Origin of the sequence: Paenibacillus polymyxa, assembly GCF_015710975.1 — a bacterium.
GTDB lineage: Bacteria > Bacillota > Bacilli > Paenibacillales > Paenibacillaceae > Paenibacillus > Paenibacillus polymyxa.
The window spans coordinates 3,674,377-3,696,560 of sequence record NZ_CP049783.1; the positions used below are offsets into that span (position 1 = coordinate 3,674,377).

The following is a 22,184-nucleotide window of genomic DNA, read 5'->3' on the forward strand; positions in this document are numbered from 1 at the left end:
TAAGGAATATACCGCTTGCATGCCTGCTGTAGAAAAGGGGAAGAGGAATGCTGCTGGAGCAATTATCGGCGTATAAGGAATTAGGAATAGGACTTATTGTATTACTATTACTGCTTGTGCTCATCATCAGGGGAATGATACGTGGTCGTCGGAATCGGATTTTACGTGATCTGGACCCGCGTAAAATCGGAATTCAGGATATAGATCGTATGGAGGATGGCTCGGAATTTGAGTTTTATTTGCAGCGGTTGTTATCCGCACTTGGCTATAAGGACATTTATAAAACAACCAGCAGCCGGGATTTTGGAGCGGATCTGGTATTTACAGACCGTGAAGGCGCCAGAGTCGTAATTCAAGCCAAGCGTTATGCTGTACAACATCCGGTGGGGTTGGGTGCGGTGCAGGAAATTTACACCTCTATGCGTTATTATGCAGCCGACAAGTCCATCGTTATCACCTCCGGTCGTTATACAGAATCCTGTAAAACACTTGCTGCTGTCAACGGGGTTAAATTATTGGACCGCAATGATTTGGAAGACATGATTGATTTGTTCAAGTCAAAGCGCCGCGAGGAGGTTATGGATGTAATAGAAAGTAGGGCAGAGGTGATCGCTTCCAAATGGAGTGAAAAATAATTATAAAAGGGACTGAACTACTGGCGGCAAGCTTGAAGCCTAGTAATCAGTCCCTTTTATTATTGAATATGATGCTGCTCTTATACCGCTATCATCAGATGCCTGTCCAGACATCCTTGGCATAGCGTTTATCCTGTTGGAGCTGCTCCAACCATTGCTGCGCTTCTTCTTTACTAGTATGGTGTACATCCGCATAGGCCGCACAGAGCGTGTCTTCAACGTCGGGGGCCATCCGGCTACCGTCGCCGCATACATACAGATGCGCTCCTTCATCAAGCAAGTGAATCAGAGTGTCTGCATCTTCATTCATGACATGCTGTACATACCTTTTGGGTTGACCAGGCAGACGTGAAAAGGCTGTATGAACCGTAACGATTCCTTCCTGCTCCCAGGCCTCCAGCTCTTGCTTGTATAGATAATCGAGCTTTGGATCACGGCAGCCATAGTATAGATGCGCCTCGCCGAGCTGTTCTCCTCTCTCCTTAAGCACATGGCGTGTTTGGAGAAATCCGCGGAATGGAGCAATACCAGTCCCTGGACCGACCATGATCACAGGCACGGTCGGGTCTTCCGGCAAACGGAAGCCAGACTGAGGCTTTCGCACAAAAATGACAACCGGATCATCTGGTTGGAGCTGTGCTAAATAATTGGAGGCGATACCGAGATATTCGCCCTTTCCGCTACGGGCTGGTCCACGCACGACGCTCACGGTTATACTCGCTGAATTCTCCGACTCAAGCGGAGAACTGGAGATGGAGTAGTATCTAGGCTTGAGTGGTGGTAACAGCGAGATGAAGTTTTCAAATGGCAGCTCGCAGGCTGGATACTTCTCCAGAATATCCAGCATCGTGACGCGCTTCTTTCGTATCTCTTGATCGAAAGTAGTATCCTCGAGCAAAGCTTCGATTTCTTTCTTATGCGGTGGACACACTGTAAAGGATGCCAGTTGCCTTAGCTGGGCTCTGGTTGCCGATTCTTGCAGTTCCACACTGAGAGTGAGCAAATCTCCTACGCTGACAGGCCGATCCAAGGGGAGATGCGCCGCATCCCGGTCACTGCCTTTTAATACAATGTAGTCCTGATCCTGTAACTTAAAGCGTTGCATCACCCTATTAACCAGCGAAGCAGGATTACGCGGCAAAACACCAAGATGATCACCCTCGCGATAGGACAATCCGGTTGGTAATTGGATCTCCAGATGTCGTGTACTGCGTTCACTTTCAGCAGCGTGCAGTTCACGATTCGCGGTAACAACGGCAGTAGCTGCCTCATAGTTGGCCGCCAGCGGAGCGCTTAGTACATCGCTTACAAACTCTATGCTCAGACTGCTGGTGTCCTGCGGTTCTGTATCACTGTGCTCTATTCCGAAGGCATTTAGCAATTCCGGCCATAAGCCATGGTTCCAGTCTTCCCAATCCTTCTCGAAGTCACCACTGGCGTCGCCTTCACCCCGGTCATACAGTCGCTCTGCCCCTTTGGCAGCCATTAGCTCATCAATCATCCTTGGAATGCGTTGATACGTGCTGGCCCAATTCCGGTCACCGCAACCAAAGACAGCATACCTTATGCCTGCCAATTGTCCCTCGTCTACCTGCTTCAACCATTCTACGAAGGCATCTGCATTATCTGGCGGATGCCCGTTATAAGATGCGGTCGTAATAAGTACCACACCTTCTTTAGGCAAATGGTCCACACGATCATTTAGAGTTGCAATGCTACTGTTGAAACCCCAATTCCGGCCTAAATCGGCTAGTTCACCTGCAAGTCCCTCAGCTGTACCCAGATTCGAGCCGTACAAAGATAGCAAAGAAGTATCATGCTTTTCGGCATGGCGGGCTGCAACTTTTTGTTCCTCTTTTTCATGAAGTTCTTGAGCGGCACCTGGCAGCATGACGGCAGTCTGTGTACTGCGTGGCCGTACTTGAATGGTGAAGCCTTCCGGCTTGAGCGTGAGCGTTTCTTTGACTTTCAACTCATAATGAGTATGGTCAATCAGCTCAAAATGTTTCAGTACCATACCCAGCACAAGAGTGGCCTCCTGTAAGGCAAACTGTTGTCCGATACAGGCCCGTTGACCGTTGCCAAACGGTTTGTAGGCATCTTGCGGAATGGCGGATGGGTCCTCAAAGCGTTCGGGTCTAAATTCCTCAACATCTTCGCCCCAAGCCTCGGTATCACGGTGAAGTTTGGGAATAAGTACATTGACACTGTCGCCTTTTTTAAGCGGATAGGTTCCGTCGAGCAGCGTATCTTCTTTGGCGAAGAGAGAAAAGGCGGGAGCTGTTGGCCATAGCCGCAGGGCTTCATTCAGTATCATCCTTATGTACTTGAGTTCACGCACCTGAGTATAGGAAGGCAGCGAATCGGTGAGCACGCGATCTACTTCTTCATAGGCTTTGGTTAGTGTTCGTGGATTTTTAAGCAAATAGTAAATGGCAAAGGATAAAAGTCCACTGGTCGTTTCATGACCGGCGATGAGAAAGGTAATGATCTGATAGCGGATATTTTCATCATCCAGCGTTTCACCTGTTTCCGGGTCCTTGCCTTCCAGCATACGTGCCAGTAAATCCTCTTCACCTTGGTTGCCCGTGGTTTTGCGTTCTTGAATAATGCTGTCCACCAGAGAGAACATCGTTTCGATGTCGTGTTTAAACTGTTTTTTCTTCGATAACATCAGCTTGTTTTGCAAATTGAGACGTTGCAACTGACCCATTGCTTCATCCAGTGCGCGTGTCATACTGGTCACGAACGGATGGGGCTGGTCGCGGTAAAAGCTGTTAAAACGATAATTAAAGCCGCATAACCCGATAGTATCCAAAGTCAGGCGGGTCATATCCTCCGGTACCTCTACACTTTCATCTGGATTGAGCCGAGACCATTTTTGCACCAACTGAACAGCAAGATCAAGCATCATATTGTGGTAACCCTTCATGGCCCGCTGGCTGAAGCTTGGCAGCAATATTTGATGGGCCTTGCGCCAGTTCGGCTCCTCAGTCCAGCTTGTGAATAGTCCATCTCCGGCAAAAGCTCGTACTTTTTGTAAGGGAGCCCACACCTGTTTGTCGAAACGGGATTCATCACAAGCATCTGCGACCAGCTTATGACCGGAAATATAAATGTTCGTTCCTTCAGGCAGATCCATGCGAAAGATGGGACCGTACTCATTTGCAAGCTTAACCAGCGACTGGACAGGGGCATGGGTATCGATCAAGGGCAGATTTCCTAAGGGACCGTATGTTTTAGGCTGCGGAATTGAATTTGTTGAAGTCATTCTAAATGTAGCTCCTTTCAGTTTCAATATAGAGTGATGGTTGAAGGGGGTTCCTACGTTTACCATAAAAATTACACTTTATTCTTTCCGGATAAACGAAATAAATAATTTTAGACAGTTCGTACAATAAAAGCAGTACGAAAAGAGACGCTTATTACATGTAGAAGAAGATGAACCCATTGTCATTATCCATTTACAATGAATTTACAGAAAAATTTATGAACAAATTCACCTCTATAACCGATATAAAGATGTTGGGGATTTGCATTTTATGTTGAGGTGATATGTCATGAAAAAACGAGCTGTATTATTAATTTTTAGGTGGATTCCCATTGTCACGATCTTTGCATTATTGCTAAGTGCATGTGGGCAATCAGACGTACAAACCAAGGCCGAACCCATTAAGGTGGGAATCGTGCTGTCAGATATTGGTCTGGGTGATCAATCTTACAGCGATGCGGCTTTTCGAGGTTTGGTCAAGGCACGGGATGAGGGGAAGATTGTTTTTGAATACCGGGAAATAACTGAGACCAAGACGTATGATGCTGCTTTTAATCAGCTTGTTCAAGAAAAAGCGGATTTAATCATTGGATTGGGTTACATGGTGAAGGACAGTTTGGAGGCCGTTGCCAAAAAGAATCCAGACCGTAAATTTTTAATTGTGGATGAAACATCGGAATTGCCGAATGTGGCCTCCATTACCTTCAAAGCAGAAGAGGGCAGTTTTATGGCCGGGGTTGTTGCCGGTTTGACGAGTCGTACGGAACAGGTGGGTTTTCTCGGAGGTGCGGAATCTCCTCTGTTGAAAAAGTTTGAAATTGGGTATCGTGCAGGGGTGCAATCAGTCAAGCCTAATGCCAAAGTTACGGCAACGTATGCAGGAGATTTTGGCAAACCGGAGCTGGGTACGAAAATTGCGGATGACATGATCAATCAGGACCAGATTGATGTCATTTTTGCAGCAGCAGGGCTAACCGGTGTAGGTGCGCTACAGGAAGCGCAGAAGCAGCACAAATTCGCCATCGGGGTCGATAGCGACCAGTTTTTTATTGCAGAAAAAGCGGTGGTGACCTCAATGATTAAAAACGTAGACAGTGCAATTTATACAGTAGTCAAAGGCTTTGCAGACCATCAAAGAAAATTTACGGAGAAGGATATGGTGTTTGGACTTGCGGAAGAAGGTATAGGTTTGGCGCCTATTCGTGTCGTGACACTGAATCCGGATCAGCAAAAGGTAATGGATGATTTAATGGAAAAAATCAAATCCGGCACACTTACTGTACCCACCCAATAAATTTTCGCAAACGGAGGATGAATGCTGATGAAACTGCAAGGTAAACTGGTGCTTAACGCGATGATTTCCCTGATCGCTTGCCTGGCTTTAGTAGCTTATATCATTTTTGAATTGTTACGTATTAACGCTCAAAGCAGTAATCTTGTTCCAGCTATGTTGAATGTACAGCAGCTTAATGCCTATTTGATTCAGTCGGGGCAGGCACTGCAAAATTATTCTACTTCCATGACGGAGAGCAACAAAGCCGATGTGCAAAATCAGCTAACTCAGTCTGAAAAAACGATTACTTTGCTTTCACAGGGCATGATGCAGACCGAAGCACAGCAAAAGCGACTGGATTCGATTAAAATAAAATTCAGCCAATTGAAAGTAGCAACGGAAAAAGCGATGAGTGCTCAGAACAGCCCAGAATCCAAACGAGAGGCCATGCGTGCCCAGGGGATTCAGAACGATGTATTTATGCTGGATCTGCTGACCAAGGCGCGTTACGACCAATACACAGAAGACCTGACCAAAAGTATTCGTTTTACTTGGCAATTAGCCTTGGCAGGTGCAGTTCTACTTCTGGTGGCGGTTGGGCTATATAATACATATACCTCCAGGCAGCTTGCCCTTAGAACTCGCAAGTTAACGGATGCAGCGAAGCAAATTGCCGAGGGGAATTTAACTGTTCAACTTCCTCAAACAAAGGGCCGAGATGAGCTGGACGAGCTCAATGAATCTTTCCGTGTTATGATCGGGAACTTGCGCAGCATTGTACTTTCCATTGATCAGGCGGGTAATCGTGTCGATCTGATGGCTCGGGATATTGATCAGCACAATGAGGCCATGAAGGAAATTGTGACACAAGTCAGCACATCAACAGAGGAACTTGCGATAGGCAGTCAGAAAATTGCTGAGGACCTGTCATCGACAGTTAGCGTGGTGGATGATATGCAGCAGAAGTTTGAATCTAATTTGCTGGAGACTACGCAATCAACCACGTATAGTGAGGATGCTTTGCGTGTCATTGAGCAGGGTGCGCGTGTCATGAGTGATCAAATGCGAATTGTTGCAGAGAACCGTTCGGCAATGTCTGAAGTGGAACAAACCGTTAGAGAGCTGGAATCTAATGCAGCTGAGATCACAACTATGACCGGTTATGTATCTGAAATTGCCAGCCAAACGTCGCTGTTGTCCTTGAATGCCTCGATTGAGGCTGCACGTGCGGGTGAAGCGGGAAAAGGCTTTGCTGTTGTTGCCAATGAAGTGAAAAAGCTGGCGAGTCAATCTGAATCTGCTGTAAAGAAAATTTATACCGCTGTTGAGGGGATCACGCAGGCTATGGATAAGGTGAAGACTTCTGTGGCACAAAGTCAGGAGTTGTTCCGCGAGCAGGAGAAGGCAACCTCCTCCACCGGAGAATCGTTTAGAGAGATTAGTGGCAAAGTGCAGCAAATTGCCGGCCAAGTCAGCAAATTATCCATAGACATGAATGTATCACGAGAACTGAGTGTACAGGTGCAGCAAGCTATTGAGAATATTAGCGCAATCACTCAGCAGTCCGCCGCAGGCAGTGAAGAGATTACGGCTTCCACGGTGGAGCAGAAGCGTTCCTTCGAGGAATCGGCTGAGAAGGTAAAGGAGCTTCGCCAGATTCGTGAGGAGATGCAGCGGGAACTGAATCGTTTTCAGGTGGAAAAGACGAGCCAAACACTGTAATACGAATATCTATGCCGCTGAACAATGGATGCAAGCAGCACATAAGAAGAAGTTCTACCTTGTACAGGGAGACTTCTTCTTTTTTATTATTAATGATGTGACTTCTGTTAAGTTTGATTTGTAAAGGCAGGAAATTCCACTTCATGTGTCAAATAGATGTAAAGGTAATATGTCATCTAATATTGAGTAAGAGGAAGATGGACAACGTAGTCCGGAAGGATGAAGTTACAGGAATGTTGCGACTTAAGCTTCGATTGATACTGAAAAATAAGCAGACAAGACTGATTCTGCTGCTCACGCTGTGCGTGTCGCTCGTGATCAGCGTGATCGGCTTGCTATCGTATTCAAGATACCGTGAAGGTTTGGATACCGAGTTGAATACACCTAATATAGAATTGTTGCAAATCAATCTGGATGTGACTAATCGGGCTTTTCGTGAGTCGGATAACAAGGCACTGGATGCGGCTTATTATCCGGATGTAGAGTCTTTTATACGTATTTATGCGGATGGAAAATCGGTATCCAACAAAGCCTCCGTTATCGAACGACTTCAGAAATATTTGAAAACCCTTTCTTCACACGAAGAAATTTATTCGATTGAAGTCATTTCTTTGGATAATCATGCTCTCGTGTCCAGCAATTATGGTTATTTGCCCGATTGGAATCAAGCACCGGATACAACCTGGGTTCCCTGGATTCAGGACATTCAAAAAAAGCCGCTATTGATTAAGCGGAGATGGTATGGTACTGATCAACAGCATGGCACGATAGAGCTGCTCTCGCTGGCTAGACCTATAGTAGAGAATGGACAGGTCAGGGGTGCGGTGTTAATCAATCTGGATTACGACCGTTTTTTCTCCAAACTGTATATTCATTTATCCAACTCGCAATACGTCTATGATCTGGAGGGCGAGCTGATCTATCCCAAACTGAGATCGTCCATACCCTTAAATGATATGGGCAGGGTTTTGAAAGAGTTGGATGTGAATCCTTATGCTTATGTAGAAATTGGAGATATGGAATATATGGCGAACCAGACCTTCTCCGATGTTACAGGCTGGCGTCTAGTATCACTTGTGCCGATGGACAAGCTACTGAAAAATGTAAAACTGGCGCGCAATATGATGTTGTGGCTGGCCTTGATCTCTATCCTGGCTGGGTGCTCGGCGGTGTACTATTACAGTTATGCCGCTTTTCGCCCTATGAAAAAAATTAATAGTCTCTTGAATTCAGGCAACAAGGGAACGCGTCAGGGAGGATTGTATGATCTGGAACCCGTGATTAGCAAGTTGGTTGGAGAATTTCACCGCAAATCATTGGTGGTAGAGCGAAGCTTGCCGGAGCTGCGTTCCAAATATATAGAAGATGTCTTCCAGCGTAGAATGGGTGTACAGGAAATGCGTACGAAATGGGAACAGTATTTTTCCGATTGGGACCATAATTCTTTGGTTGTTATGATCGTGTCGATTGATCGGTATTCTACGTGGAGCGCAAGCTTTCTGGAAGAGGACAAAATGCTGCTTAAATATGCGCTGAACAATATTTTGCTGGAGATGCTTGAGCCTCATTGGAAAGCAGTTAGTGCGCCGGAGGAAGAGAGTGGTTTGGTTGTACTGCTGCAGTTCAGAGAAAGCACATATGAAGTTGAAGCGGAGGGAGCTGCTAAAGAGAGAGCATGGCTTCGCAACAGCGTTGACAGGCTAATTCAGGTTGTTGGGGAATATCTTCCTATGACGATTTCGGTAGGGATTGGGCATAGGGTCACAGATATTCAAGAGGCACGGGCGTCTTTTATAAAAGGAAAAGAGGCGCTTAATTTGCGTTTGTATGAGGGGTATGGACGTTCACATATGAATTTGAGCAGCAACATAAATGTCAAACAGGATTGCATAGTGGATATGCAGCCACAGGATCAGGCTCAGGATGCAAGATTACTGGACCATCGGCGTGTGGATCTGATTCGTGCTGTGGAGTCACAGGAACCTGGTGCAAGTGCAAAGTTAGTCAGCCAATGGGTAGAAGAACTTCGACTCTTTAGGACATCTCCAAACCAGGTCTACCTATTTGTTCATGAACTGCTGGAAGATTTGTTAAAATGGTGTACCACTCAAAGCGTGACTCCGCCAGATCAGCTCGCTGATTATCATTGGAATCAGATTCTGACGCTAGACCTTCAAGACATTGAGGCGCTGCTGGCCATCATGTTGACTGATATTGAAGAGAAATGGCATGGACGCCAACAGTCCAAAGATTTTGTACGTGTACAAGAGATGATCGACTATATGGAACATCACTTGCATTTGAACATCGGGCTTCAGGAAATTGCGGATCATGTTCACATGAGCGTGTCTTCGGTGAGTAGTATGTTCAAAGAGGAAACGGGGACTACCGTATATGATTATTTGACTGGATTACGTGTCAAAAAGGCATGCATATTGCTGTGTGAAACGCATTTGAAAATTGGTGAAATTGCAGAGCAGGTCGGGTACCGAAACGAGAACAGTTTTATTCGTGTATTCCGCAAGTATAAGCAATTGACCCCAGGGAAATTCAGACAAATCAACAAATCTTCTAATGAATATGCAAATCGGTCAAAAGATCGGCGCTTTGGTGAAATAGAAGATAAACACGAAGATTAGACGATAGATGTGGGCCTCCACGTTGCGGTACATTGACTTCATGTAAGCGCGAACAAATGACCGAAAACGTTGGAGGTGACGGCGGGCGTAATAGGCCCAGTTTATTTGTAGAGAAGAGGAAGCGTAATGAAGAAAAAGCCATGGCAAAAATATGTGCTGGTTGCGGCAGGAGTGGCTATGCTTTCTGCCTTGAGTATCAGTGAATATGTGGATCACCGCGCCCTGCAGGATCACAGTCGTATATTTCCTGCGAAGCCAGTAACGCTTGTCGTTCCGTATGCGGCGGGGGGCGGTACAGATATTACCGCAAGAGCGTTGGCAAAAGCCGCCGAAAAGCATCTCGGGCAGCCGATCATCGTCATTAATCGAACAGGTGGCGGCGGTTCTGTCGGGCTGATGGAGGGAGCTGAGGCGCAGGCAGACGGTTACACCGTAACGTATCTGGTCGCTGAACTGACTACATTACCACATTTGGGACTGCTACCCATCACCTATGAGCGTTTTAAGCCGCTGCTTCAAACCAATATGGACCCTTCTGCCATTACGGTTCGGGCGGATGCGCCGTGGAAGACAGCGGAGGCATTTCTAGAGGATGCTAGGGCCCATCCAGGCAAGCTGAAAATGGGGAATGCAGGCACAGGTAGTATATGGCACCTAGCTGCCGCGATGCTGGAGCAGAAAAGCGGAGTCCGCTTCACCCATATCCCTTATGAGGGAGCAGGCCCAGCAGTTTCTGCTTTAATGAGCGGATTCGTGGACGCTGTACCTGTCAGTCCCGCAGAGGTGAAGAAATACGTGGACGATGGGAAACTTCGCATACTGGCGATCCAGGCAGACACCATTTCGGAAGCGTTTCCAAAAGTGCCAACACTTCAGCAGGCGACTGGGCTGCGTGTCCATTTTATAGGCACCTGGAGAGGGCTGGCTGTACCTAAGGATACACCGAATGAGGTGGCTCAAACGCTGGCGGATGCACTGATCAAGGGGACGAAAGACGAGGAATTTAGGGAGGAAATGCGAAAACATGGATTGGGATTGCGTGTCCAGGATGCAGAGGCATTCGCGCGTCAACTGAAGGATAGTCATGATACTTTCGCAAAACTGATTCCTGAGCTCGGCTTAAGCCGCAAGTAAAACGGCCTTGTTTTTGCATTGGCAAAAACGAAAGGGTTGAATGAAGTTATGAAAATCAAACAAAACATCGATAAAATTCCAGGGGGCATTATGCTGGTGCCGCTGTTTATCGGCGCACTTTTTCATACATTTACTCCATGGGCAGGCGACTATTTTGGATCTTTTACCAAGGGATTGATGACCGGTACGGTGCCCATTTTGGCAGTGTGGTTTTTTTGTATGGGTGCTTCCATAGATGTGCGAGCGACAGGCACCGTATTGCGTAAATCAGGAACGCTCGTATTGACTAAAATCGCAGTCGCTTGGGTCGTGGCGATCATTGCGTCTAGATTGCTGCCTGTTGGCGGCGTAGAAAGTGGGCTATTTGCAGGTTTGTCGGTGCTGGCGCTGATCTCGGCTATGGATATGACGAACGGCGGTCTCTACGCCTCCATTATGCAGCAGTATGGCTCCAAGGAAGAGGCAGGAGCATTCGTGCTGATGTCACTGGAATCAGGTCCACTGGTGACTATGCTTATTCTAGGGAGTACCGGGCTGGCCGTTTTTGAACCGCAAACATTTGTCGGGGCCGTATTACCGTTTTTGGTCGGCTTTATGTTGGGCAATCTGGATCATGATTTCCGTAAATATTTTGGAAACGCGACACAAGCTCTTATTCCATTTTTTGGATTTGCGTTGGGGTGTTCCATTGACCTGAGTGTTATTGTCCAGACAGGTGTGTTAGGTATTTTGTTGGGTGTTTTTGTAATTATCTTTACAGGTATTCCATTGATTCTGGCGGACAAATATATCGGGGGTGGCAACGGTACGGCAGGAATTGCAGCCTCCAGCACAGCAGGTGCAGCAGTAGCGAATCCAGTCATTGTTGCCAATATTAAGCCTGAATTTTTGCCTGTTGCCCAATCTGCAACGGCATTAGTAGCCGCTTCGGTCATAGTGACCTCCATTTTGGTGCCAATTCTGACGGCATACTGGGCCAATTATATGAAGCGCAAGGGGAAGTCCAAAGGAGCGGGGCCTGTAACTCCAGGGGCGAATGTACCTAAATGAGGATTTAGCAAAAATCCTGAAATAAAATTTATATGACGAGGGTTCAATTGGTCGACGTTACCATTACCCGGGAAATGCTGTTACAGTTATAGATACACCTTCCATCCTAACATGATAAAACTTGTCCTAAAACGCTTCTGCCAACATACATATGTAAGCAGAGGAGCGTGATGGAATTGGAAGACAAGGTGCGTCGCTATTACCAGTTAAAGCAAAAGCAAAAAGAAATTGAAGGTGAACTGGCTGATTTGCGCAATGACATTACCGCCCATTGTGCAGAGCAGGAAGTATCCGATTGGGAAATTGGCAACTACCGAGTCAGGATTGTACAGCAGCACCGCAAGGAATACGATCATGCGAAATTGTATGATTCATTGCCTGATCCTCAATTATGGCGTTTGTTTTCCAAGCCGGACACTTCAAAAATTTCCAGCTTGCTAAAACTTAAGGTTATCGCGGAGGAGCAAATAAAAGATGCCGTTTCTCTTAAAACAGTGACCTTGTTGCAGGTGGATAAAAAATAAATAAAAAGAGCTGCCCCGTTTTTTTCGGAGCCAGCTCTTTTTATTATCTGTGGTTAGTAGCCTTCCACTTTCATATCTATTAAGCTATTTATCAGACAAACCTTTTCCCACGCCCTTGAGAAAATGAATACCGAACCCCATTGCCCGGTTTACATCTGGATCATTCATTGCCTTCATAAGATCACGCAGCCGCGTCTTTTTATTCCGCTTTAGGTGCTCTTCGGCTTCATTCAGGCCCGTAGTGACGCTGCTTGCCAGTTTTTTCATCAGCTCAGGGTCTACCTCGGACAGCATCCCTGCTGCACCCATCAGATTATTGATGATGTTCGTCACAGGCTTGCGCGTCGCTTGTCCTACAGCGATTTTGGCAATGGTTTCTTTGGCTTTTAGCATAGACTGAGCTGCTTCGAGAAGACCACTGTCATGCAGTTCACGTACAATTTCAAGCGTCTTCTGCAATGCTGCCCTATTGTCTGCCAGGTCGGCAGTAAGTTGATCCAGCGATTGTTTTTGCCGTTCTTCTGCTGTCAATATACGTTTTCTCACAATTGAAATAGGCTTAGCCATGGTTCGACCTCCTTATTTTTGATCTACCAAATCGATATAACCGGGACGATTCCACTTACGGTTCACTTCAACCCCATTTTGCGGATGCCGCTTTTTATAACGTGGATTGATATGTGGGAGTGGATTTTGACCATCGAATTCCAAAACTTGCATCCGTACTTTGGTTTGTTTATAGGCAGGTGTACGGGTGACTACATCAAATGCTCCACCAGTTAATAGATTGACAGCACCCTCATGACTGGTAGAGTGCATCGGTACATAAATTTCTGTTCCTTGTACCCGGTCCGTCACCAGAACATGCAGCTTGACCGCCCCATAGGGAGATTCCAGTCGAACCAGCGATCCGTCTGTAACTCCGCGCTCCTCTGCCAACTCAGGGGACACTTCCACAAATACTTTTGGGAGTTTGAGCTGAAGACCTGTTGACTTTGTCGTCATATTCCCTTCGTGAAACTGTTCGAGCAGTCGGCCATTATTTAAGGTCAGATCGAATTCAGCGGGATACTCTTTTGGTGGTACATATTCGAAGAGTCCCAAGCGTGCTTTTTTATCTGGAAAGTTAAAGCCGTTGGTATGCAGAAGCGGAGTGTTGCTACCATCCGGCGATCCCCAATGGAAGCTGTTCCAGCCTTCCAATACGTCATAATTACATTGGGAGAAAAATGGAGTGAGCGCCGCCATTTCCTCAAAAATTTCACTCGGATGACTGTAATCCCAATCAAATCCCATGTGCTTGGCAAATTGGCTGAAAATCCACCAATCCGGTTTGCTGTCTCCTACAGGGCGGAGGGCCTCATATAAACGCTGTACACGACGTTCGGTGTTCGTAAAGGTACCGTCCTTTTCGAGTGAAGGTACAGCTGGCAAAATGACATCAGCGAATTCAGCTGTCTTGCTCAGAAATACATCCTGAACGACAAGGAAATCCAAATTCGCCAGCATTTCTTGGGTATGATTGGAGTCTGCATCCACCCATGCCATTTCTTCTCCAGCGATATACATACCTTTGAGCTTACCCGTCTCAATGGCTTCCAGCATTTGAATGTTGTCCAGTCCGCGCTGGCTTGGAATTTGTACGCCGTAGGCCGCTTCGAACTTGGACCGAATGGCTTCCTTCGTTACGGGCTGATAGCCAGGAAAAATATCTGGCATGGTACCCATATCGGCAGCACCCTGAACATTGTTATGCCCTCGAAGCGGATATGCGCCTGCACCTGGACGCATAAAGTTGCCAGTCACCAGCAGCAGGTTGGCAATCGCGATCGAAGTGTAAGAGCCTGCGATGTTTTGCGTCACGCCCATGCCCCAGCAAATGGCCGTGCCATCCGCTTCGTGAATCATGGTCGCTACCTGAATGAGCGTCTCTTGGGAAATACCAGTTTCCTGCTCAGCGAATTCCAGGGTGAAGTTCTCCAGCAATTTCAAATATTCAGGATAGAAATTTACATGTTTCTCAATGAATTTAGCATCATGCCAGTTTTGCTCAATGATGTATTTGGCTACAGCGGATAACCATACATAATCAGTACCTTGCTTCGGACGCATGAACAAATCTGCGCGTTCTGCCATTTCATGCTTGCGCAGGTCGACGGAGATCAACTTTTGACCATGCAGCTTATGCGCACGTTTGATGCGAGTAGCCAGCACGGGATGTCCTTCTCCCGGCGCACAGCCGACTAGTATGACCAAACCTGAAGAGGCAATGTCTTTAATCGTGCCACTGTCGCCGCCGATGCCTCCGGTATATTGTAGCCCCCATGATGCAGGAGATTGGCAATACCGTGAGCAGTTATCAACGTTATTCGTTTGGAACACCTGACGAGCCAGCTTTTGCATCAGATAATTTTCTTCGTTGGTAAATTTGGATGAAGAAATAAAACCGAGTGCCTCGCCTCCGTAGGTTTCTTTGATAGCTCCCATTTTGCTGGCCATCAGGCTCAAGGCTTCTTCCCAGGTTGCTTCCACGAATTCGTCTCCTTGACGAATTAAAGGCGAGGTCAAACGTTGATCGCTATTCACAAAATCCCAGCCGAATTTCCCTTTGACGCATGTCGAAATGCCGTTAACAGGCCCCTCAGAGGTAGGCTGTACCTTCAAAATTTTGCGGCCTTTGGTCCAAACCTCAAAGCTGCAACCTACACCGCAGAACGTGCAGACGGTTTTAGTTTTTTTCGTACGTGTTTCACGCATCGCTGCTTCAGCTTCCGAAATTGCAAAAATACCGCTGTAGCCTGGCTCCACTTCCTTAATTAGATCAACCATTGGATTTAATAAATCCTTATTTATGCCGCTCATGAAGCCGGCCTCTCCCAGCATGGACTTTTCCATCAAGGCGTTACATGGACAGACCGTTACACACTGACCGCAGCTGACGCAGGAGGAATCGTTAATGGCAACTCCATCGTCCCAGATCACGCGAGGGCGTTCAGCCTCCCAGTCGAGGGACAGTGTTTCATTGACCTGCAGGTTCTGACATACCTCTACGCATTGGCCGCATGCAATACATTGATTGGGATCATAGCGGTAAAAAGGGTGGGACATATCTACTTCTGTGGGATCAACCTTCGGTCGATATGGATATTTTTGATGTTCAATTTGCATAAGCTCTGCGGTGTTATGCAGTTTACAATTACCGTTGTTGTTATCGCACACCGTGCAGTAGAGGAGGTGATTCTCCAGCAAACGGTCCATAGCCTCGGTTTGTGCCGCTTTTGCGCGATCTGAATGTAAATGAATATCCATTCCATTTGTAGCAAGCGTTGAGCAGGAACGCATAAGCTTTCCGTCCACTTCCACAATACATGTGTCACAGGTGCGGATTGGATCCACTTCGGGAACGTAACACAGTTGGGGGTGTGCAATATTGTTTTCGTTGATCACTTCAAGAATGGTTGCGCTGCTATTTGTTTTCAGTTCCTGTCCGTTTAATGTAATTTTGATCGTATTATCCGCCACGGTTCAGGCTCCTTTCAGATTTTGAATTTTAAAATTGGGAACAAAAAAAATCCACCATAAACACAAGTGCTCGTGTTTAAGCACTTGTGTTTATGGTGGAGTAGTGACCAAGCTCTAGGTCCTGGAGGCCAATCCGCCATTGGAGTATGTATTAATACCAGACAGTACGCACCGCCTGTATATCAATAAATTGAATATGTCATTTTCTGCATGTCATCTGGTGTAACTATAGCGTAAAATTTAAGATAGTTCAACGGTGATTTATTAAAATTTTTAATTGATAATGATTATCAATTGAGAAAGCGAAAAATCATTGACAAACGTTCCAGGATTGCTAACAATAGGAATGTATCTATTTGAGAGCATTCGTGAATGGAGTGTACGTGGGAATCGCGTATATTTTATTTGGCGCAGCGCTTGTTAGTTTGATTTTTCTATATCACATGATGTGAGGATTCGTAAAATCCTGATGTAGATAAATTAACCGGCATTTAGCAGATTCTTCGATATTCATAAGCGAAGAAGTTGTTGTGATGCCGGTTTTTTGGTTCAGTTTACAGTTAAAAGAGATTTATTAATGAAGACGGATTGAGGTGAACGGGATGGCGAACCGCAGCGACGATCAATGGAATCGTCCGTTACGGGACTTGAGAATATCCGTCATAGACCGATGTAATTTTCGGTGCAGATATTGTATGCCTGAAGAAATATTTGGCCATGACTATCCGTTTTTGCCAAAAGAAAAAATATTGACTTTTGCGGAAATTACCCGCCTCTCGCGTATCTTTGTCTCGCTCGGCGTTACAAAGCTGCGTATTACTGGGGGTGAGCCGTTGCTGAGGAAAGATTTGTCCTCGCTCATTCATTCGCTAACTCAACTCGATGGGGTTGAAGATATTGCCATGACGACAAACGGTGTATTTTTGCCTAAATATGCAGCGTCACTACGGGAGGCGGGGCTGAAGAGAGTGACGGTTAGTCTGGATTCGCTGGATGACGATCGATTCCGCCGCATGAACGGGGGGAGAAGCAGTGTCAAGGCGGTGCTGGAAGGTATTGAGGCTGCAGCTCAAGCGGGAATGCAGGTGAAAATAAATATGGTCGTGCAAAAGGGCTTTAACGATCAGGATATTATGCCTATGGCTGACTATTTTCAAAAGAAAAAGCATATTTTGCGCTTTGTTGAGTTTATGGATGTAGGTAATACCAATGGCTGGAAATTGGATCAGGTTGTTTCCAAGCAGCAGATCATCGAAACCATCCATGAGCACATGCCGTTAGAACCTGTTCCACCCCAATACAAAGGTGAGGTGGCGACGCGCTACAGGTATCTGGACAGAGACGGGGAAATCGGCATCATTTCATCTGTTACGGACGCTTTCTGCTCCACATGTACACGGGCGAGAATTTCTGCTGAGGGCTCCTTGTACACATGCCTGTTTGCGTCTAAAGGGTACAAGCTTCGCACGATGCTGCGGTCCGAGCAATCCGATGATGAGATTAGATCTTACATTGAGCGTGTTTGGAGAGGACGTACCGACCGCTATTCAGAGGAACGATTGACTCATACGAAGCAAGCATCGTCCAAAATTGAAATGTCACATATCGGCGGGTGACCGAAGAGCCAGCCTGTCAGAAACAAGGGAGTTGAGCACATGGAAAAGCCGGCTGAGGTAAAACGCGAGATCCTACGTTATCGGGACGGTCAGATCAAGCGTTTTGAAGACACAGTGGTGACGGAGTATCCAGTGACCATTAAAATCAATCAGCAGGAATTTGCCACCATGGTTTGTACACCAGAGTATGTAGAAGATATGGTAGTAGGCTTTTTGGCCTCTGAAGGCGTCATTCAACGGTATGATGATATCGAAGATATTTGGGTTCAGGAAAAAGAAGGTTTTGTTCATATTAAAACCCGTCGGATGAATGAGTTTTATCAAAACTTTCATTCCAAACGATACATTACCTCCTGCTGCGGAAAAAGTAGACAGGGATTTTACTTTATAAATGATGCTAAAGTGGCAAAAAGAATGAATGATGCCCATGTCACGGTGTCTTTTGATGACTGTTTCCGCCTGATGAATTTGATGCAAACCTCGGCACATACGTTTCAGGAGACGGGTGGCGTTCACAATGCTGCGCTGTGTGACAAAGACGGAATAATCCTGTCCAGAATGGATATCGGCCGCCACAATGCGCTTGATAAAATCTATGGGCACTGCCTAAAGCATGATATTATATTACAAGATAAAATCATCGTATTCAGTGGGCGCATCTCGTCTGAAATCTTGTTGAAGGTTGCGAAAATTGGTTGTGAGGTTGTTTTGTCCAAGTCAGCTCCCACAGAGCTTGCACTTGAATTGGCAGAGGATCTGGGGATTACTACCATCGGTTTTATACGAAGTCGTTCTTTGAATGTGTATACGCACACGGAGCGGATTGATGAACTGGTTGAATCTAAAATATAATATAAAAATATCAATGTAGACCATCATAGTTAACCAGCATGGAATAAAACCTTTCGAGGTATTAGTTCATGTTGGTTTTTCTTGGTGTATATGCGATGGTTAGTCCTTGTACTGAAAGGGGGGAACCTACTTAATGAACTATCATATTCAAGTATTTGCCGGACTTGCAGAACTGATGGGAAGGCCTATGATTACGGTGCCTGCTGATCAGGAGACGATGACCGTCAACGCATTAAAAGACTTGTTGTCCCAATATTTCCCTGAAGCAGCGGCCCAGTTGCAGGGAGCTTTTGTTGCCAGAAATCAAGCCTATGTCGCTCCTGAGGATCTGGTTAGTATACATGATGAAATTGCGATTATTCCTCCGGTTTCAGGAGGATAAGCTCCAGTAGCAGGCTAGGTGAAATCGATAGATAAGGGAACAAAGGGGGTCAGATGCATATGCAATACCATATTCAATTATTCGCAGGTATGGCGGAGCAATTTGGTGACGTGCTCACTGTGGAACTTTCGCAGGAAACGGTGACCATTGCAGACATTCGAACAAGGCTGAATGAGTTGTACCCGGAGATAGCTTCACAACTGTCTAGTTGTTTTTTTACCCATCATCAAAAGTTGGCTTCTCCAGATGAACTTGTGCTTCCAACAGACGCAATTGCTCTTCATCAGTCAGCTCCCGGAATGGAGACGGTCGTTTCTAAATGCGGATTATATGCTATTACCTACGACCCGATTGATGCCAATGAGGTAACCTCAAAGGTACTCGACCCTTCTCATGGGGCTTCATTGACCTTTAATGGCACGACTCGGGAATTTACACAAGGTCAGCGAACGGTGCTGCTTGAATATGAAGCATATGTGCCGATGGCGATGAACACGATGAAGCAAATTGGTGACGAAATTGCTGATCGCTGGCCGTCAACGCGCACTGCCATTACACATCGGCTTGGTACGGTAAGGATTGGAGAGACCAGTGTCGTGATTGCTGTTTCTGCTGCACACCGTGATACTTGCTACGAGGCCAGTCGCCATGCTATTGAACGCTTGAAGCAAATCGTACCAATTTGGAAAAAGGAAGTGTGGGAGGATGGCTCCGAGTGGAAGGGGCACCAGCTGGGTGGCTGGAATCCTCATAACACCCCATAACTTTTGAGTTAGGCGGGACATCTGAACTTTTATCTTGTCTGATCGACTTGCAGCAATTAATGGATTAGAAGTATGGGGGCGTAAATAACGATGTCTGAAATGAAAAAGGACCCAACAACGGATGCGGATGCAGAAGCACACATGCAGGCGTCCCACGCCAGATATTCAAGACAAGAATTATTCGGAAAGATCGGGCTGACAGGACAACAAAATATCCGCAGCAAGCATGTGTTAATGGTAGGTGCTGGAGCACTAGGAACGGCCAATGCGGACATGCTGGTGCGAGCGGGCATCGGACGGTTGACGCTGGTAGATCGAGATTATGTAGACTGGAGTAACCTACAACGCCAGCAGCTCTACGACGAAGCAGATGCTCGTGAACAGATACCCAAGGTAGTGGCCGCCCAGAGGCGATTGCAGCAAATCAATTCGGACGTGGACATCCGTGCGCTAGTCCAAGACGTATCACTAGAGGAAATCGGCGACATTGCAGCAGGAGTGGACCTCATCGTAGATGCCACTGACAATTTCGATACACGTCTGCTTATTAACGATTACGCCGTCAAGCACCAAATCCCCTGGATATATGGAGCGTGTGTAGGTAGTTACGGAACAACCTTTACGATCGTTCCAGGAGAGACACCCTGTCTGCATTGCCTGCTCGGAACCGTACCGCTCGGCGGCGCAACCTGTGATACGGTCGGTGTGATCAGCCCGGCTGTACAGATGGTGGCAGCTTACCAAAGTGCCGAAGCATTGAAGCTGCTCACTGGGGACAATTCAGCCTTGCAGGGCAAGCTGATTTCCTTCGATCTATGGAATAATCAACATCAGGCGATCCAAATCAGCGCCATGAAAAAAACGGATTGCCCGACGTGTGGAGAGCATCCGGTGTATCCATTTCTACAATTGGAGCATCAGGCTAAAACGGCTGTACTGTGCGGACGTGATACGGTTCAGATCCGACCGGTCACGGGCGCTGTACGCAATCTGAACGAAGCGGCCCGTCTGCTATCCCGTCAGGGGGGCCAAGTGGAGCATAATCCATATCTAGTGTCCGTTGTCATTGGAGCGCATCGGTTGGTTCTTTTTCAGGATGGACGCGTTCTGATCCATGGCACCAAGGATATCGCCGAGGCGAGGTCTATTTATCACAAATATTTGGGTTAACCCAATAGATTCAGACCTTAATGAGCTGCGCACTGTCACCTCATTACGGAATTTAGAGGACAGGGGAAGAACAAGTTGAAAAAGAAATTCGGGTACATATTCACATTCGTTGGATTGTTGGCATGGGTTCTGGCTGGATGCTCGTCTCAAGCTGCTGTACAGTCGACAGCGTCTGCGCCTAAAACAGAGTTGATCGTATCTGCCGCTGCGAGTCTTCAAGATAGTCTGAATACGCTCAAGGAACAGTATGAAAAGCAGCACCCAGATATCAAGCTTACCTTTAACTATGCGTCATCCGGTACTTTACAGAAACAAATTGAGCAGGGTGCACCCGCTGACGTATTTATTTCGGCAGGTATGAAGCAAATGAAGGCTTTAACCGATGCATCATTAGTGGAAAAAAATAGCGTACTGCTTCAAAATAAACTGGTTGTGGTTGTTCCGCAAGATAAAGCCAAGAGCACAGACAACAAGGGTATTACGCTCAATGATCTGACAAGTCCTTCTTACATGAAGCTTGCCGTTGGGGAGCCTACTACTGTTCCGGCCGGACAGTATTCCAAAGAATCGCTGACAAAGGCCGGATTATGGGACAAGCTGGAACCGAAAATGGTATTCGCCAAAGACGTAAGACAGGTATTAAATTATGTTGAAACAGGCAATGCCGATGCTGGACTCGTTTATTTGACAGATGCCAAATCATCCGATAAAACGGTCGTAGCGCTAGAAGTACCTGAGGAATTGCACGCACCTATCCTGTATCCAGAAGGCATCGTAAAGGCAACCAAGCACAGCAAGGAAGCAGGCGAGTTTGTTGATTTTCTGCGTACAGATGAAGCCATGAGCGTATTCAGTAAAGATGGATTTTCAGCTCCAGCAGAAACAACCGGGAAATAGAATTCACAGATAAAGGAGGGGGTCCCGTTGGATTGGTCGGCTTTTCTTCCTCCGGTTATCGTATCTGTTAAAGTCGCTGTCGTTGCCAGCATCATTGTCTTTTTATTAGCAACTGTGGTAGCTCGGATGATGGCGAACTGCAAGCTGCGGAGAGGAATCAGTGTGATTGAGACCGTTCTGCTTCTTCCACTTGTTTTGCCTCCCACTGTTGTCGGCTTTATATTGCTCATCTTGCTGGGAAGGAAAAGTTGGATTGGCGCTGCCTTTGAAAGCCTGTTCCAGCAGACGATTGTATTTACATGGGGAGCCGCAGTGGTGGCGGCGGTAGTTGTTGCTTTTCCACTGGCTTATCGGACGATCAAAGCAGGTTTTGAAGCTGTAGAACCCGAAGTAGAGCAGGCTGCACGTGCGCAAGGTGCCAACGAATGGCAAGTGTTTCGCCATATTACGATGCCCCTTGCCTACCGACCGCTTATTTCAGGGTACATTCTCGGATTTGCCCGAGGGTTAGGGGAATTTGGTGCTACACTGATGCTTGCGGGTAATATTCCTGAACAGACTCAAACCCTGCCTACGGCGATTTACACCGCGTCCGAGGTCGGAAATATGACACTCTCCTGGAGCTGGGTAGCCGTCATTATCCTATTCTCTTTTATCATGTTGATGCTATCGAATCGACTGGTGAAGGACTAGTCCGTTTGGATTCAGTAATATACGCAGTCTGTCCGATCGG

17 protein-coding genes are annotated in these 22,184 nt (G+C 46.6%); 14 read left to right on the forward strand and 3 right to left on the reverse strand.

All coding sequences use genetic code 11. From position 1 onward, the window contains the following. The first annotated feature begins 47 nt into the window (after positions 1-47). Complete coding sequence (locus G7035_RS16490; protein ID WP_019688113.1) at positions 48-635, forward strand: restriction endonuclease; 588 nt, start codon at positions 48-50, stop codon at positions 633-635. 94 nt (positions 636-729) lie between these two features. Here the strand turns inward: G7035_RS16490 and G7035_RS16495 are convergent, their stop codons facing one another. Next, positions 730-3,906: a bifunctional cytochrome P450/NADPH--P450 reductase gene (locus G7035_RS16495; RefSeq protein ID WP_019688112.1), complete on the reverse strand. Its 3,177-nt coding sequence runs from the start codon at positions 3,904-3,906 to the stop codon at positions 730-732. A 289-nt stretch (positions 3,907-4,195) separates the two neighbouring features. On the opposite strand from G7035_RS16495, the gene G7035_RS16500 reads away from it, so the two are divergent. From G7035_RS16500 to G7035_RS16525, 6 genes are all read left to right on the forward strand, one after another. After that, positions 4,196-5,200 carry a BMP family lipoprotein gene (locus G7035_RS16500; protein WP_019688111.1) on the forward strand — a complete coding sequence of 335 codons (1,005 nt, stop codon included), beginning with the start codon at positions 4,196-4,198 and terminating at the stop codon, positions 5,198-5,200. Between the two features lie 27 nt (positions 5,201-5,227). Continuing rightward, on the forward strand, positions 5,228-6,901 hold the full coding sequence (locus tag G7035_RS16505; RefSeq protein WP_016821682.1) for a methyl-accepting chemotaxis protein: 1,674 nt from the start codon (positions 5,228-5,230) through the stop codon (positions 6,899-6,901). Positions 6,902-7,098: 197 nt separating this feature from the next. After that, on the forward strand, positions 7,099-9,540 hold the full coding sequence (locus G7035_RS16510) for an AraC family transcriptional regulator (protein ID WP_019688110.1): 2,442 nt from the start codon (positions 7,099-7,101) through the stop codon (positions 9,538-9,540). Between the two features lie 126 nt (positions 9,541-9,666). Next, positions 9,667-10,674, forward strand: a complete 1,008-nt coding sequence (locus G7035_RS16515) for a tripartite tricarboxylate transporter substrate binding protein (protein WP_019688109.1) — start codon at positions 9,667-9,669, stop codon at positions 10,672-10,674. Positions 10,675-10,722: 48 nt separating this feature from the next. Next, positions 10,723-11,724, forward strand: a complete 1,002-nt coding sequence (kdgT, locus tag G7035_RS16520; RefSeq protein WP_017428226.1) for a 2-keto-3-deoxygluconate transporter — start codon at positions 10,723-10,725, stop codon at positions 11,722-11,724. 170 nt (positions 11,725-11,894) lie between these two features. Next, a complete protein-coding gene (locus G7035_RS16525) occupies positions 11,895-12,248 on the forward strand; it encodes a hypothetical protein (RefSeq protein WP_016821678.1) in 354 nt (117 codons plus the stop codon). 84 nt (positions 12,249-12,332) lie between these two features. On the opposite strand, the gene G7035_RS16530 is transcribed toward G7035_RS16525, so the two are convergent. Both G7035_RS16530 and fdhF read right to left on the reverse strand, forming a co-directional pair. Next, positions 12,333-12,815 (reverse strand): helical membrane plugin domain-containing protein, encoded by a 483-nt coding sequence (locus tag G7035_RS16530; RefSeq protein WP_019688108.1) that lies wholly within the window; start codon positions 12,813-12,815, stop codon positions 12,333-12,335. Between the two features lie 12 nt (positions 12,816-12,827). Beyond that, positions 12,828-15,770, reverse strand: coding sequence for a formate dehydrogenase subunit alpha (fdhF, locus tag G7035_RS16535; RefSeq protein ID WP_019688107.1), 2,943 nt, complete (start codon positions 15,768-15,770; stop codon positions 12,828-12,830). A gap of 602 nt (positions 15,771-16,372) precedes the next feature. On the opposite strand from fdhF, the gene moaA reads away from it, so the two are divergent. The 7 genes from moaA (at position 16,373) to modB (ending at position 22,144) form a co-directional block, all read left to right on the forward strand. Then, on the forward strand, positions 16,373-17,386 hold the full coding sequence (gene moaA / locus G7035_RS16540; protein ID WP_019688106.1) for a GTP 3',8-cyclase MoaA: 1,014 nt from the start codon (positions 16,373-16,375) through the stop codon (positions 17,384-17,386). A gap of 39 nt (positions 17,387-17,425) precedes the next feature. Further along, complete coding sequence (fdhD, locus tag G7035_RS16545) at positions 17,426-18,238, forward strand: formate dehydrogenase accessory sulfurtransferase FdhD (protein ID WP_016821674.1); 813 nt, start codon at positions 17,426-17,428, stop codon at positions 18,236-18,238. Positions 18,239-18,371: 133 nt separating this feature from the next. Beyond that, positions 18,372-18,620: a MoaD/ThiS family protein gene (locus G7035_RS16550; RefSeq protein ID WP_016821673.1), complete on the forward strand. Its 249-nt coding sequence runs from the start codon at positions 18,372-18,374 to the stop codon at positions 18,618-18,620. A 59-nt stretch (positions 18,621-18,679) separates the two neighbouring features. Then, a complete protein-coding gene (locus G7035_RS27835) occupies positions 18,680-19,384 on the forward strand; it encodes a molybdenum cofactor biosynthesis protein (protein ID WP_017428222.1) in 705 nt (234 codons plus the stop codon). A 90-nt stretch (positions 19,385-19,474) separates the two neighbouring features. Continuing rightward, on the forward strand, positions 19,475-20,554 hold the full coding sequence (locus G7035_RS16560; protein ID WP_019688105.1) for a thiazole biosynthesis adenylyltransferase ThiF: 1,080 nt from the start codon (positions 19,475-19,477) through the stop codon (positions 20,552-20,554). Between the two features lie 75 nt (positions 20,555-20,629). Continuing rightward, positions 20,630-21,451, forward strand: a complete 822-nt coding sequence (gene modA / locus G7035_RS16565) for a molybdate ABC transporter substrate-binding protein (protein ID WP_019688104.1) — start codon at positions 20,630-20,632, stop codon at positions 21,449-21,451. A gap of 27 nt (positions 21,452-21,478) precedes the next feature. Then, positions 21,479-22,144 (forward strand): molybdate ABC transporter permease subunit, encoded by a 666-nt coding sequence (gene modB, locus G7035_RS16570; RefSeq protein WP_016821669.1) that lies wholly within the window; start codon positions 21,479-21,481, stop codon positions 22,142-22,144. Positions 22,145-22,184 lie beyond the last annotated feature (40 nt).